This window comes from Streptomyces sp. NPDC006687, from assembly GCF_040636215.1.
Taxonomy (GTDB): domain Bacteria; phylum Actinomycetota; class Actinomycetes; order Streptomycetales; family Streptomycetaceae; genus Streptomyces.
The window spans coordinates 374,257-387,938 of sequence record NZ_JBEYJJ010000001.1 but is presented as its reverse complement, the minus strand read 5'-3'; the positions used below and the strand labels follow the sequence as shown (position 1 = coordinate 387,938).

Sequence of the window (13,682 nt, the reverse complement as noted above, 5' to 3'; positions counted from 1 at the left end):
CTCCTGATTCGTGGCAATCTCATCGTATGACGCCGATCACACTGGTGGAGGGGCGTCGCGTCGCGCTCAGCAACCTGGACAAGGTCCTCTACCCGAGGACGGGGTTCACCAAGGGCGAGGTGCTGCACTACTACGCCACCGTGGCGCCCGCCCTCCTCGCCCATATCCATGACCGCCCCGTCTCCTTCCTCCGCTATCCCGACGGCCCCGACGGCCAGCTCTTCTTCACGAAGAATCCTCCACCCGGCACGCCCGCCTGGGTGAAGACCGCCCCCGTCCCCCGCTCCGAGGACCCCGGCGCCGAACAGGTGTGCGTCTGCGACATGCCGACGCTGATCTGGGCCGCCAACCTGGTCGTCGAGTTCCACGTCCACCAGTGGCCCGCCGACGCACCCGCCGTCGCCGACCGCATGGTCTTCGACCTCGACCCCGGCCCGCCCGCCACCATCGTCGAATGCCGCGCCGTCGCCCTCTGGCTGCGCGACCGGCTCGCCGCCGACGGGCTCGACGCGTACGCCAAGACCTCCGGCTCCAAGGGCCTGCACCTGGCCGTCGCCGTGGAGCCGACCCCGTCCACGCGGGTGTCCGCGTACGCCAAACGCCTCGCGCAGGAGGCCGAGGCCGCGCTCCCGGACCTGGTCGTGCACCGGATGACGAAGGCGCTGCGCCCCGGCAAGGTCTTCGTCGACCACAGCCAGAACGCCGCCGCCAAGACCACCGCAGCCCCCTACACGCTGCGCGCCCGCCCCCTGCCGACCGCCTCCGCGCCGGTCACCTGGGCGGAGGTCGAGGCGTGCCGGCACCCGGAGGACCTGGTCTTCCTCGCCGACGACATCCCGCCCCGCCTCGAACGCGACGGCGACCTCCTGGCCCCCCTCCTGGACCCCGCCCGCGCCGGCGCCCTCCCCGGGAGCCCGCGATGACCCCGCAGGTCCGCGTGGCCCTGGCCGCCTCCGTACGCAGTCTGCCGCGCGGGCCGGGACTGGCGTACGAGCCGAAGTTCGACGGCCACCGCATGGTCGTCCTCCGTTCGGCGGAGGGCGTCGTCCTCCAGGCCCGCTCCGGGCGCCTGGTCACCGCCGCCTTCCCCGACCTCGCGGCGGCGGCGCACCAGCTGCCGGCCGGGACCGTCCTGGACGGGGAGGTGGTCGTCTGGCAGGCCGGCCGCACCGACTTCGCCCTGGTCCAGCGCCGGGCCGCGGCCACCCCGGCCCGGGCCGCGTCCCTGGCCCGGACCCTGCCCGCCTCGTACGCGGCCTTCGACGTCCTGGAACTGGCCGGCCTCGACGTGCGCGGCCGGCCCTACGAACGCCGCCGGGCCCTCCTGGTCGAGCTCCTGCTCCCGCTCGGACCGCCGCTCCAGCCGGTGCCGATGACCACCGACCCGGAACTGGCCGAGACCTGGTACGAGACCCTGCCCGCGAGCGGTATCGAGGGGCTCGTCGTCAAGCGCCTGGACCAGCCCTACCCCACCGGCCGCCGGGCCTGGCGCAAGCTCCGCCACACCGACGTCCGCGACGCGGCGGCGATCGGCCACACCGGCACGGCGCGCCGCCCGCTGGCGCTCGTCCTCCTCCTGCCGGGGGAGGACGAGGAGACGCCCCTGGTGTCGAGCCCCCTGTCACCCGCACTGCGCAACGAGCTCGCGACGGTCCTGCGGGCCGCGCCCGCGCCCCCGCCCGCGGAGCTGCCGGTGGTGAGGGCCCTCGGCCTGGGCGAGACCCCGTACGTCCCCCTGGACCCGCCCCTGACGGCCGAGGTCCGCCACACCTCGGGCCGCCACCCTCCGCCGGAGGTGCTACGCCTCAGGACAGACCTGTGACCCGCGCCGTCCGGCGCGGGTCACAGGGGGGAAGCTACGGACGCTAGGAGTGCGCCCCACGGCCGGCGTCGGGCGGCGCACCCGGCTGCGGGTGCGGCCCGGGGCCGCTCACCTGCTTGTACCCGGACTCCCGCTCGGCGCGCACCTCGTCGGGGTGGGCGGAGGTGGTCGACCCGAAGTTCCCGAACCCCTGCATCTCATGCGGCTGCAAGCCCCCCTCGGGGAAGCCCACGGGGTCCCTTTCCTCCCGGACCTCGTGCACCGCACCGCCGTCGGGCAGGTGGGGCTGGCTCTCGGGGGTGGGCGGCGGCGGCTCCTTGTCCCGCACCCGCTGCCCCAGCTTGAAGCCGGCCAGGAGGAACCCGGCGATGGCGATTCCGACGATGAAGAACCACGCGCTGTGGGAGAGGGTCGCGTCGACACTCAGGATCATGTCCATACAGATCACTTTCCCGTTTTCGCCGCTTTTCACCCCACCTGTCCTCATCCAACCCAGAGCCTCCCGACTCCGGCCCCAGGCTCCCCAGCCCCCAGCCACCGGCGTCCCGGCCCCCGCCCCAGGCTCCTCAGCCCCGGCGCGCCGGGGGCTCGGCCGCAGGCCCCCAGCCCCGGCGCCCCGCCACCGGCGCCCCGCCACCGGCGCCCCGGCCCCCTACCTCAACGGCCCGTCGGAGTCCCGCAGCCCCCGCGCGTCCCTGCCCCCGAGCACCCCGAGGATCTCCGCACAGATCGCCAGAGCCGTCTCGGCCGGGGTCTTGGCGCCCAGGTCGAGCCCGATCGGCCCGTGCACCCGGGCCAGCTCCGCCTCGCCCACCCCGGCGGCCACCAGCCCCTCCCGGCGCCGCGCGGTGGTCCGCCGGGACCCCAGCGCGCCCACGTACGGAATCCCCAGCGCCAGCGCGGTCCGCAGGCTCGGCACGTCGAAATCGGGCTCATGGCTGAGCAGCACCAGGCAGGCGGCGTCCCGGTGCTGCCCGAGCACCTTCTCCGCCTCACCGGCGCTCTCCACCGTCACGGACTCCCACCCCAGCAGCGCGGCCTGCGCCCCGATCACCTCGGCCAGCTCCCCACTGCCGCCGATCACCACGTACGGGGCCGACGGGTACGCCTCCACGAGCACCAGCCCGGACCCCCCGTACAGCGCGTCCCGCCCCGGCCGACGGGTTTCGAGCAGTTCCCCGGCCCGCCGCCCGGCGTCGTCGGCCGGTACGTCCCCGGCCCGTACGACCTCACTCACGGCGGCGTCCGCCCCCTCGTTCAGCCGGGTCACCAGCGCCACCCCGGCCCCCGACCCCAGCAGCTCCCACCACTCGGCCGGCACCGCCGACAGCGGCTGCAACAGCACCTCGGCCTGCCCGCCACAGGTCAGCTTCGCCCCAGTGGCCTCACCCGCCCCGACCGACACCTCGCACACCCGCGCCCCGCCCCCGGCCCCCAGCGCCGCCGCCTCGGCCACGAGCTCGGCGTCGAACACGCCCCGGTACAGCGCCCCGGCACACTCACCCCGCGCGTCCACGAGCACGGCCCCGGCGGGATCCCGTGGCCCGAACCCCTGCTCGGTCACCGGCCGCGCCAGAAACGCCACCCGCCCCTCGGCCACCCACTGCCGCGCCGTCTCCGCCAGCTCACGCATCCCGTCGCCCCATCCTCATATGCGCCACCACGCCACAAAGCACCTGGTCAACGGCACAATGCGGCCTCAAATCCACCCTACGCACCCCCGCTCCCCCCACCACCCCCCAAACCCACAGACCCTGCCCCACCCCCTCGTACGGTCCACCGGAACACCGGTACGGACGCCCCGCCTTGGCCCCGTCCCCACCCCTCTCGGCCGACGCGTCCGGAACACCGGTGACGGCTGTCGCCCCGCGCACCGCTCCCCGCCTCACCCGCGCCCTTGAACCCCACCCGTCCCGGCCGGTTTCCGCCCTTTGCACAGGCCGCCGCAGTGTCGACGCTCACGGTATGGGGGACTACCAGGACGAACCGCGCAGGCTCGCGACCGGTCAGCCGCAGTGCATGTACTGCGGTCTGCCGGTGGACAGGGTGGCCACGGCCGACCACGACTGGGTACTGCTGGAACCGGACGTGGCACCGCCGGCGCACGTCGTGCCGGCGCCGCACCGCTGGATACCCCAGTCCGACGGACGGGTGACGGTGTACGGGGTCTGTCCGCCGGACCCGGCCCAGCGCTGCCGCGTCGAACACCGCCTGGCCTGCGCCGCCCAGCCCCTCCCGGACCTCTGGCCCTGGCTCACCGCCCTGCGTACGGAGAACGGCCGCCGGGCCCGGCGCCGCACGGAACCGGCGCAGGACTGGCCCGACGCCGGCTAGCCGGAAGCGGCCCGCCGGACGGGCCGGCGGGCCGGGGTCACGCCAGGGGGGCCGCGGGGGTGCCCACCGGGGCGGGGTTCGGCGGGGGGAAGCCCTCGTCCGGCGGGGTGCAGGGCGCGACGAAGCACTCCCACACATGGTGCGGGCGCCCACCGTCGGGCGGTCCGCACGGTGCCTTGATGCACTGCCACTCGTGCCCGGACGGAACGCTCCCGGGCGGCCCGTCCTTGCCCGCGCCGTCCGGCGGATTACAGGGAGCGGTGATGCACTGCCACTGCTGCCCGCCGGCGGCCACGTGCGGCGTCCCATGGACGGCGGCGAACGCGGCGACGTTCAGGAGGGCGCTTCCCGCGGCGATCACGGTCGAGGCGGCGAACACGAAGAGACGGCGGGTCCAGAAGGGCTGCGGCTGCTGATTCACGGGGTTCCTCCTCCGGTCGGAAAGGTCCGGCCGGGCTCTCCAGCGTCCCGGCCTCCCCTCCAGTAGGCCCCGCCCCCCGCCCCACGGTCAGCCCCCGGACTCCCGTGTCTTGACACGCCCCGCCGACACGGCTAGCACCCGCGGGGCCCGGTCGCGCGCTCACTCGATGGTGTGGATGGCGAAAGGGGGCCGCGGGTCCCGGAAAGCAGCGGCAGGGCACCCTTGACCACCGCGACGGAAGGACGAGAGGACTACTCGACGGGGCTGGGCGGCGTCGCGGGCGGCGAGGCCGTGATCAGCGCGTCCCTAGACTCCCCGCACATGTCGCTCTGGCTCCTCAACCACATCAGCACCTTCACCCTCGCCGTGGTCACCGTCGGCGGGACCGTCGTCCTCGCCGTGGCCGGCAGTGTGCTGCTCCGCCGCCGGTATCCGTCGCTCGCGCGGGGCGAGCACAACGACATGGTCGGGGTGACGCTCGGAATGTTCGGCGCGATCTACGGGATCATCCTCGCCTTCGTCATCGTCACGCTCTGGACCCAGCTGGACAGCACGCAGACCATCGTCACCAGCGAGGCCACCGATGCCGCGCTCGTCGCCCGTGACGCCGCCGCCTTCCCGGCCGGTGTCCACGCCGACCTCGACGCGGCCCTCAGCGGCTACGTCCACGCGGTCGTCGAGGACCAGTGGCCCCGCATGCGCGCCGGAGAGCCGAGCTACGGGGCCACGGAGACGCACCTCCGGTCCGCTTTCAAGGTCCTCCAGGCGTACAACCCGGCCTCCCCGCGGGAACAGGTCTTCTACGAGCAGGCCGTCGTCCACCTCAACGACATCGCCGGCCAGCGGCGCGCCCGCCTCGACATGGCCCAGCAGGAACTCCCCCCACTGCTCCAGGCCCTGGCCTTCGGCGGCGCCGCCGTCCTCGTCCCGCTCACCTTCCTCTACGGCGTACGCAGGCTCCGGATCCAGCTCCTCTTCGTCGCCTCGGTCGCCGGCCTCATCGGCTTCAGCCTGCTCCTGGTCTTCGTCCTCGACCGCCCGTTCTCAGGCGACCTGAGCGTGAGCCCCACTCCCTACCGCGAGGGCGCCCTCGCCCAGTACTGGACCCCGTGACGGGCGGGGCGAGGGCCGCGGAGTCCCAGCGGTCCATGAAGAGGCTGCGCGGCTCACTTCTTCTTCCGGAGCTTCCGCATCTTCGCTTCAGCTTCCTTCTTCTTTCGCTGCGCCACCCCGTAAGCGGTCCAAGCCCCCTGGTGCTTGGAGCACTGCCCGCTTCCGGTGATCGCCTTGTTCCGGCAGCGGCGACCATCCTGCGTCGCCGCCCCGCACAGCGGTTGCGTCATCCCACCCCCTCCATCGGCCCTCGCCATCACCAGGACGATGGCGCAGGCCGTGGGACAGGAAGAGGGCGCACGGAGGGCCGATGGAAGCTCAGGGGCGCACGCCTGCCCGCAACACGGGACACCACGAGTGTGCAGGCGAAAGCTCCGAGGTGCTGCCGTCGGTTTCCGGGGCTGGCCTGGGCCGACCGGTCGACATCTTGTCGAGTCCACAGGGTCTGACATACGGGTGCACACGGTGCAGTTGGCTGCACATACGCGAAGACCCCGTCTCAGCGAACTCGCTGATGGCGGGGTCTTTGGGCACTTCCTGCGAAGTGCCCCCGGCAGGATTCGAACCTGCGCACACGGCTCCGGAGGCCGTTGCTCTATCCCCTGAGCTACGGGGGCGTGTCGTTCGCGTTGCGGCGACGGGTGGAACACTACCAGCTTCTGTGGGGTGATCAGGAACCGGTTTGGGTGGGAGGGGGGAGGTCGGTCGCCCGGAGGGGGTGGAAGTGGCGAAAACCCGGACGCGGGGGCTTAGGGCGACCTACTCTCGAGTTGTGCCAGGCGCCTCGGGCCGGGTCCTCGTTGTCGACGACAACAAGGTCATCCGGCAGCTGATCAAGGTCAACCTCGAGCTGGAGGGCTTCGAGGTCGTGACCGCGAATGATGGTGCCGAGTGCCTGGACGTCGTCCACCGCGTGTGCCCCGATGCCATCACCCTTGATGTGGTCATGCCCCGGCTGGACGGGTTCGGGGCCGCCGCGCGGCTGCGGGCCGATCCGCGGACGCGGCACGTGCCCGTCGCCATCGTCAGCGCCTGCACGCAGCACGAGGTCGAGACCGCGATCGCCGCCGGGGTGGACGCCTTCCTCGCCAAGCCCTTCGAGCCGGCCGAGCTGGTGCGGGTCGTACGGCGGCTCGTCGAGCGGAAGGACCGGCGGGAGCGGAAGGGTGCTCCGGCAGGCAGAGGGGTCTGAGGGCTGCCCCATTTCACATGGCGAAACCCGATGCATGGGGGCGGGGCTTCTCCCCTAGGCTGGGTTCCGTGATCCCCGCCGACCTCTCTCGTGCCGTCGTACACGCCGTACGCCGTGCCGTCGAGGCCGGGGAGCTGGACGGGCCCGCGCCGCCGCGGGTGGTCGTCGAGCGGAGCCGGCCCGGAGGGGTGGGGGAGTACGCCAGCCCCGTCGCCCTGCGGATGGGACGGGGCGGGGCGCGCGGTGCCGGCGAGGCCGCCCGGGTGCTCGCGAGCGCGCTGGCCCGGGAGCCGGGGATCGAGGCCGTCGAGGTCACCGGGCCCGGGTTCCTGAACTTCACCCTCGCCCCCCTCTCCGCCGCCGAGCTGGTGCGGGACGTGCGTGAGCGCCCCGCGCGGTACGGGTGCGGCGAGGCGCTCAGCGCCGAGTCGGTGGTCGGGGGTTCCCGGGAGCGGGTCGTACGGGCGGCCGTCGCGCGGATCCGGGAGAGCCAGGGGCTCGGTCGCCCCGAGGGGGAGGACGGCGCGCCGCGCATCGCGCCCGTCGCCCGGCGGGACGGGGACGTGCTCGCGCGGTACGGGGCCGGCGCCGCCGTCTGGGCCATGCTCGCCGTCCCTGCCCGGGAGACCCCGGTCTTCGGGGACGTGCTGCTCGTGCAGGGGGAGGAGAACGAGGTCTTCCTCGTCCGGTACGCCCACGCGCGGGTGCGCGCCCTGATGCGTAACGCCGAGCGCCTCGGCTTCCGCGCCGAGGACTTCGCTGAGGACTCCGCAGTGGCCGGCGAGCTCGGGATCGTCCCCGCGCCCGGAGCCGCTGACGCGCCTGAGGCCGCCGATGCCCACAGAGCCGCTGACGCGCCTGAGGCCGCCCACGCCCCCGGTGCCGTCCCCGCACCCGGACCTGTCGAGGCGCCTGACGCGACCGCCGCCCCCGGTCCCACCACCGATCCCGCCGCCTCTGGGGCCCGAGCCGCCTCCGCCACCCCTGAGGCCACCGCTGCCACCGGGGCCCCGGCCGCCTCCGCCACCCCTGAGGCCACCGCTGCCACCGGGGCCCCGGCCGCCCCCGCCGCCCCCAAGGCCACCGCTGCTACCGGGACCCCGGCCACCGCCGACCCCGCCACCCCCGGGCCCTCCGCCACCCCCGCCGCCCTCGGCCCCGCCGGTCCCGCCCTTCTCCGGGCGCTGGCCGATCACCCGCTCGTCCTCGAAGCCGCCGCCCATCACCGGGCGCCCGAGCGGCTCGCGCGGCAGCTTCTCGTCGTCGCCGATGCGGTGCTCGACTTCCAGCATCACGTCCTGCCCCTCGGGGACGAGAAACCCTCGGCCGCCCACCGTGCCCGGCTGGCTCTTGCCGAAGCCGCCGGGGCGGTGCTCGCCGGTGGCCTGGCCCTGCTCGGCATAGACGCCCCAGATTCTTTGTGAAACCCGAAGAGAGATCCCGATGAGCCGTTCCGCCCACCCCGCCGGGCCCCGCCACGCCGACGTCCTGCCCGAGGGCCACCACGCCCCGCCGCCCGCCGACCTGAACGCGCTCGACGAGAAGGTCTGGTCGCGGACCGTCACCCGCAACGAGGAGGGCGTCGTCACCGTCGGCGGCATCGAAGTCACCCGGCTCGCCGAGGAGTTCGGCACCCCCGGCTACTTCCTCGACGAGGAGGACTTCCGCCACCGCTGCCGCGCCTGGGCGCACGCCTTCGGCAAGGACGCCGACGTGTTCTACGCGGGGAAGGCGTTCCTGTCCAAGGCCGTCGTCAGGTGGCTGAAGGAAGAGGGGCTCAACCTCGACGTGTGCTCCGGAGGCGAGCTGACCACCGCCCTCGCCGCCGAGATGCCCGCCGACCGGATCGCCTTCCACGGCAACAACAAGTCCGAGGCGGAGATCCGGCGGGCCGTCGGCGCCGGAGTCGGGCGGATCGTGCTCGACTCCTTCCAGGAGATCGCCCGCGTCGCGCACGTCGCCGCCGAGCTCGGCGTACGCCAGCCCGTGCAGATCCGGGTGACCGTGGGCGTGGAGGCGCACACCCACGAGTTCATCGCCACCGCCCACGAGGACCAGAAGTTCGGCATCGCCGTCGCCGACGGATCCGCTGCCGAGGCCGTGCGCCGGGCGCTCGGGCACGCGTCGCTGGAGCTGCTCGGCGTCCACTCCCACATCGGCTCGCAGATCTTCGACATGGCCGGCTTCGAGGTGTCCGCGAAGCGCGTCGTGCGGCTGCTCGCCGCCGTACGCGACGAGCACGGCGTCGAGCTGCCCGAGATCGACCTCGGCGGCGGCCTGGGCATCGCCTACACCTCCGCCGACGACCCGCGCGAGCCGCACGAGATCGCCAAGGCGCTCACCGAGATCGTCGCGCGGGAGTGCGAGAGCGCGGGGCTCAAGGCGCCCCGGATCTCCGTCGAGCCCGGCCGCGCCATCGTCGGCCCCACCGCCTTCACCCTCTACGAGGTCGGCACCATCAAGCCGCTGGAGGGCCTGCGCACGTACGTGAGCGTCGACGGGGGCATGTCCGACAACATCCGTACCGCCCTGTACGACGCCGAGTACGCCGTCACCCTGGTCTCCCGCGTCTCCGACGCCGAGCCCATGCTGGTCCGCGTCGTCGGCAAGCACTGCGAGAGCGGCGACATCGTCGTCCGGGACGCCTTCCTCCCCGCCGACCTGGCCCCCGGCGACCTGATCGCCGTGCCCGCCACCGGGGCGTACTGCCGCTCCATGGCCAGCAACTACAACCACGCGCTGCGCCCGCCCGTCGTCGCCGTGCGCGACGGGGCCGCGCGAGTGATCGTCCGGCGCGAGACGGAGGAAGATCTCCTGTCCCTCGACCTCGGATGATTCCCATGTTTTCGGGAGCGGGCGTCCGGTCCCGAAAATAGACGTCTCACTCAATGGACCGAGGATGGAAACTGCTGTCCATTGAGTGAGACTGGTCGAATACCTGACGCGTAACCCGCGCGCCGGGAGCGAAGAAAGATCGAAAGGCGTAGGTCGAATGATGCGTACGCGTCCGCTGAAGGTGGCGCTGCTGGGCTGTGGAGTGGTCGGCTCAGAGGTGGCGCGCATCATGACGACGCACGCCGACGATCTGGCGGCCCGGATCGGCGCGCCCGTCGAGCTCGCCGGCGTCGCCGTGCGCCGCCCCTCGAAGGTGCGCGAGGGCATCGACCCGGCGCTCGTCACCACCGATGCCACCGCCCTGCTCAAACGCGGTGACATCGACGTGGCCATCGAGGTCATCGGCGGTATCGAGCCCGCCCGCACCCTGATCACCACCGCCTTCGAGAACGGCATCTCCGTCGTCTCCGCCAACAAGGCGCTGCTCGCCCAGGACGGCGCCGCGCTGCACGCCGCCGCCGAGGCGCAGGGGCGGGACCTCTACTACGAGGCCGCCGTCGCCGGCGCCATCCCGCTGGTCCGCCCGATGCGCGAGTCCCTCGCCGGCGACAAGATCAACCGGGTGATGGGCATCGTCAACGGCACGACCAACTTCATCCTCGACAAGATGGACTCCACCGGCGCCGGCTACCAGGAGGCGCTGGACGAGGCCACCGCCCTCGGCTACGCCGAGGCCGACCCGACCGCCGACGTCGAGGGCTACGACGCCGCCGCCAAGGCCGCGATCCTGGCGGGCATCGCCTTCCACACCCGCGTCCGCCTCGACGACGTCTACCGCGAGGGCATGACCGAGGTCAGCGCCGCCGACTTCGCCTCCGCCAAGCGGATGGGCTGCACCATCAAGCTGCTCGCCATCCTGGAGCGCGCCGCGGACGGCGAGTCCGTCACCGCCCGCGTCCACCCGGCGATGATCCCGCTCAGCCACCCGCTCGCCTCCGTCCGCGAGGCGTACAACGCGGTCTTCGTCGAGGCGGAGGCCGCCGGGCGGCTCATGTTCTACGGGCCGGGCGCGGGCGGTTCGCCGACCGCGTCCGCGGTCCTCGGCGACCTCGTCGCCGTCTGCCGCAACAAGCTCGCCGAGGCAACGGGGCCCGGCGAGTCGGCGTACACCCAGCTGCCCGTCAGCCCCATGGGGGACGTCGTCACGCGCTACCACATCAGCCTCGATGTGGCGGACAAGCCGGGCGTCCTCGCCCAGGTGGCGACGACCTTCGCGGAGCACGGGGTGTCGATCGACACCGTCAGGCAGCAGGGCAAGGACGGTGAGGCATCCCTCGTCGTCGTCACCCACCGCGCACCCGACGCCGCCCTCTCCGGGACCGTCGAGGCGCTGCGGAAGCTGGACACCGTGCGCGGTGTCGCCAGCATCATGCGCGTTGAAGGGGAGTAAGGACCCATGAGCAGCAATCGCACCCACCAGTGGCGCGGCATCATCGAGGAGTACCGGGACCGCCTGCCGGTCACCGGGACGACCCCCGTGGTCACGCTCCGGGAGGGTGGTACTCCCCTCGTCCCCGCCCAGGTGCTCTCCGAGCGCACCGGCTGTGAGGTGCACCTCAAGGTGGAGGGCGCGAACCCCACCGGGTCCTTCAAGGACCGCGGGATGACCATGGCCATCACCAAGGCCAAGGAGGACGGCGCCCAGGCCGTGATCTGCGCCTCCACGGGCAACACCTCGGCCTCCGCCGCCGCGTACGCGGTGCGCGCCGGCATGGTCTCCGCGGTCCTCGTGCCGCGCGGCAAGATCGCGCTCGGCAAGATGGGCCAGGCCCTCGTGCACGGCGCCAAGATCCTGCAGGTTGACGGCAACTTCGACGACTGCCTGGACCTGGCCCGCGCGCTGTCGGAGAACTACCCGGTGGCGCTCGTCAATTCCGTCAACCCGGTACGCATCGAGGGCCAGAAGACGGCCGCGTTCGAGATCGTGGACGCGCTCGGCGACGCCCCCGACATCCACGTGCTGCCCGTCGGCAACGCCGGCAACATCACCGCGTACTGGAAGGGGTTCAAGGAGTACAAGGCCGACGGCCTGGCCTCCCGTACGCCCCGCGTATGGGGTTTCCAGGCGTCGGGCTCGGCGCCGATCGTGCGCGGCGAGATCGTCAAGGAGCCGCACACCATCGCCACCGCGATCCGGATCGGCAACCCGGCCTCCTGGGACTACGCGCTGGCGGCCCGCGACGAGTCAGGCGGCTTCATCGACGAGGTGACGGACCGCCAGATCCTGGCGGCCTACCGCCTGTTGGCCGCGCAGGAGGGCGTCTTCGTCGAGCCCGCCTCGGCCGCCTCGGTGGCCGGCCTGCTCAAGGCCGCCGAGCTGGGCCTGGTCGACCCCGGCCAGACGATCGTGTGCACCGTCACCGGCAACGGCCTGAAGGACCCCGACTGGGCGGTCGCCGGCGCTCCGCAGCCCGTCACCGTTCCGGTGGACGCCGAGGCCGCGGCCATCCGGCTCGGCCTGGTCTGACCCCGGGCCCCGGCCCGAACCCCCCGCGACCGCCGTTGCCGGATTCCGGAAAGCTTCCGGAATCCGGCGACGGTCCGCCGGCACCCGAAGCCGCCGACACGCACCGTGCGCCTTCTGTGCGCCCTATGTCGCGGGAGAACCTTCCTTCGATACGCTGTACTGACATCCGCCACCGCGCATATGACCGCGGTGCTGCCCCGAGGGCCTTCGGGTGTCGTACGTTCTCCAGTACATTTCGCAGCGAAGATCCCGCACAGCCCGCCGGATCCCGCACAGTCACAAGGAGTGTCATCGACCGATGGCAGGTCCAGCGTTCCGCGCCGCCGCCGTACGAGTGCGCGTGCCCGCCAGCAGTGCCAACCTCGGCCCCGGCTTCGACGCCCTCGGCCTGGCCCTGGGGCTCTACGACGACGTGGTCGTCCGTGTCGCCGACTCCGGGCTGAACATCGACATCGCGGGTGAGGGCGCCGACACCCTCCCGCGCGACGAGAGCCACCTCCTCGTACGCTCCATGCGCACCGCCTTCGACCTGCTGGGCGGCCAGCCGCGCGGCCTGGAGGTCGTCTGCGCCAACCGCATCCCGCACGGGCGGGGCCTTGGCTCCTCCTCGGCCGCGATCTGCGCCGGCATCGTCGCCGCGCGCGCCGTGACCATAGGCGGGGAGGCCCGGCTCGACGACACGGCGCTGCTGGAGCTGGCCACCGAGATCGAGGGCCACCCGGACAACGTCGCCGCCTGTCTGCTCGGCGGCTTCACCCTCGCCTGGATGGAGGGCGGAAGTGCGAAGGCGATCCGTATGGACCCCGCCGGTTCCATCGTTCCGGTGGTCTTCGTCCCGTCGAAGCCGGTCCTGACCGAGACCGCCCGCGGCCTGCTGCCCCGCTCCGTCCCCCATGTGGACGCAGCGGTGAACGCGGGCCGCGCGGGTCTGCTCGTGGAGGCCCTGACCAGGCGTCCCGAGTTCCTGCTGGCCGCCACCGAGGACCGGCTGCACCAGGAGTACCGCGCCCCGGCGATGCCGGAGAGCGTGGCGCTCGTGGGCCGGCTGCGGGCGGACGGTATCCCCGCGGTCATCTCCGGCGCGGGCCCCACGGTCCTCGCGCTGGTCGACAACGACGCGGCCGACAAGGTCGCGCAGCTCGCGGGCGAGGGGTGGGCCGCGAACCGGCTCGCCCTCGACGCCGCGGGAGCGAGCGTCCTTCCGCTGGGCGCCCAGGGCGGTCAGCCCGTGTCCTAGCGGACACGGCTCCGCGGGGCGGGCGGCCGGGCAGGCCGCACGCCCCCGGAAGGGCGATTGCCGGTGATGGAGAGGGGGAATGTCTGTTGGATCCGGTAGTGTTAATCTCAAGTGCGCAACCGAAGCCGCCATGGCTCGGTGCTCAGTGTCCCCGTTCGGGACCACCTTTCTTCCGGGAGCCTCCCCGACTGCTTTGATCGA

The 13,682-nt window shown here is 73.1% G+C and carries 14 protein-coding genes and 1 tRNA gene; 10 read left to right on the top strand and 5 right to left on the bottom strand.

The window, feature by feature from the left end:
* The first annotated feature begins 26 nt into the window (after nucleotides 1–26).
* Entirely contained in the window at nucleotides 27–923 is an 897-nt protein-coding gene (ligD, locus tag ABZ716_RS01750) for a non-homologous end-joining DNA ligase (RefSeq protein WP_358955672.1), read from the top strand.
* Nucleotides 920–1,822: an ATP-dependent DNA ligase gene (locus ABZ716_RS01745; RefSeq protein WP_358955669.1), complete on the top strand. Its 903-nt coding sequence runs from the start codon at nucleotides 920–922 to the stop codon at nucleotides 1,820–1,822. The genes ligD and ABZ716_RS01745 overlap by 4 nt, the downstream gene beginning before the upstream one ends.
* A 43-nt stretch (nucleotides 1,823–1,865) precedes the next feature.
* On the opposite strand, the gene ABZ716_RS01740 is transcribed toward ABZ716_RS01745, so the two are convergent.
* Together ABZ716_RS01740 and ABZ716_RS01735 are read right to left on the bottom strand one after the other, a co-directional pair.
* Nucleotides 1,866–2,261, bottom strand: a complete 396-nt coding sequence (locus tag ABZ716_RS01740) for a DUF6479 family protein (protein WP_358812506.1) — start codon at nucleotides 2,259–2,261, stop codon at nucleotides 1,866–1,868.
* A 213-nt stretch (nucleotides 2,262–2,474) separates the two neighbouring features.
* Nucleotides 2,475–3,455, bottom strand: coding sequence for an XdhC family protein (locus ABZ716_RS01735; RefSeq protein ID WP_358955666.1), 981 nt, complete (start codon nucleotides 3,453–3,455; stop codon nucleotides 2,475–2,477).
* A 332-nt stretch (nucleotides 3,456–3,787) separates the two neighbouring features.
* On the opposite strand from ABZ716_RS01735, the gene ABZ716_RS01730 reads away from it, so the two are divergent.
* Nucleotides 3,788–4,156, top strand: a complete 369-nt coding sequence (locus ABZ716_RS01730; protein ID WP_358955662.1) for a DUF6083 domain-containing protein — start codon at nucleotides 3,788–3,790, stop codon at nucleotides 4,154–4,156.
* A gap of 37 nt (nucleotides 4,157–4,193) precedes the next feature.
* Here ABZ716_RS01730 and ABZ716_RS01725 read toward each other — a convergent pair whose 3' ends face one another.
* Nucleotides 4,194–4,577, bottom strand: a complete 384-nt coding sequence (locus tag ABZ716_RS01725) for a hypothetical protein (protein ID WP_358812503.1) — start codon at nucleotides 4,575–4,577, stop codon at nucleotides 4,194–4,196.
* Between the two features lie 321 nt (nucleotides 4,578–4,898).
* Here ABZ716_RS01725 and ABZ716_RS01720 point away from each other — a divergent pair, with 321 nt between their 5' ends.
* On the top strand, nucleotides 4,899–5,690 hold the full coding sequence (locus ABZ716_RS01720) for a hypothetical protein (RefSeq protein WP_358812555.1): 792 nt from the start codon (nucleotides 4,899–4,901) through the stop codon (nucleotides 5,688–5,690).
* A gap of 53 nt (nucleotides 5,691–5,743) precedes the next feature.
* Here the strand turns inward: ABZ716_RS01720 and ABZ716_RS01715 are convergent, their stop codons facing one another.
* Nucleotides 5,744–5,920 (bottom strand): hypothetical protein, encoded by a 177-nt coding sequence (locus ABZ716_RS01715; protein WP_157854805.1) that lies wholly within the window; start codon nucleotides 5,918–5,920, stop codon nucleotides 5,744–5,746.
* Nucleotides 5,921–6,235: 315 nt separating this feature from the next.
* Nucleotides 6,236–6,307: transfer RNA gene (locus ABZ716_RS01710), tRNA-Arg, on the bottom strand.
* Nucleotides 6,308–6,414: 107 nt separating this feature from the next.
* Here ABZ716_RS01710 and ABZ716_RS01705 point away from each other — a divergent pair.
* From ABZ716_RS01705 to thrB, 6 genes are all read left to right on the top strand, one after another.
* Nucleotides 6,415–6,882, top strand: coding sequence for a response regulator (locus tag ABZ716_RS01705; protein WP_351879139.1), 468 nt, complete (start codon nucleotides 6,415–6,417; stop codon nucleotides 6,880–6,882).
* Between the two features lie 68 nt (nucleotides 6,883–6,950).
* A complete protein-coding gene (gene nrtL / locus ABZ716_RS01700; RefSeq protein ID WP_358955659.1) occupies nucleotides 6,951–8,306 on the top strand; it encodes an ArgS-related anticodon-binding protein NrtL in 1,356 nt (451 codons plus the stop codon).
* Between the two features lie 19 nt (nucleotides 8,307–8,325).
* Nucleotides 8,326–9,717: a diaminopimelate decarboxylase gene (gene lysA, locus ABZ716_RS01695; protein ID WP_358955656.1), complete on the top strand. Its 1,392-nt coding sequence runs from the start codon at nucleotides 8,326–8,328 to the stop codon at nucleotides 9,715–9,717.
* A gap of 160 nt (nucleotides 9,718–9,877) precedes the next feature.
* Nucleotides 9,878–11,167 carry a homoserine dehydrogenase gene (locus ABZ716_RS01690; protein ID WP_358812554.1) on the top strand — a complete coding sequence of 430 codons (1,290 nt, stop codon included), beginning with the start codon at nucleotides 9,878–9,880 and terminating at the stop codon, nucleotides 11,165–11,167.
* A gap of 6 nt (nucleotides 11,168–11,173) precedes the next feature.
* On the top strand, nucleotides 11,174–12,244 hold the full coding sequence (gene thrC / locus ABZ716_RS01685) for a threonine synthase (RefSeq protein ID WP_351879131.1): 1,071 nt from the start codon (nucleotides 11,174–11,176) through the stop codon (nucleotides 12,242–12,244).
* Nucleotides 12,245–12,542: 298 nt separating this feature from the next.
* Entirely contained in the window at nucleotides 12,543–13,481 is a 939-nt protein-coding gene (thrB, locus tag ABZ716_RS01680; RefSeq protein WP_358812500.1) for a homoserine kinase, read from the top strand.
* Nucleotides 13,482–13,682: the final 201 nt, after the last annotated feature.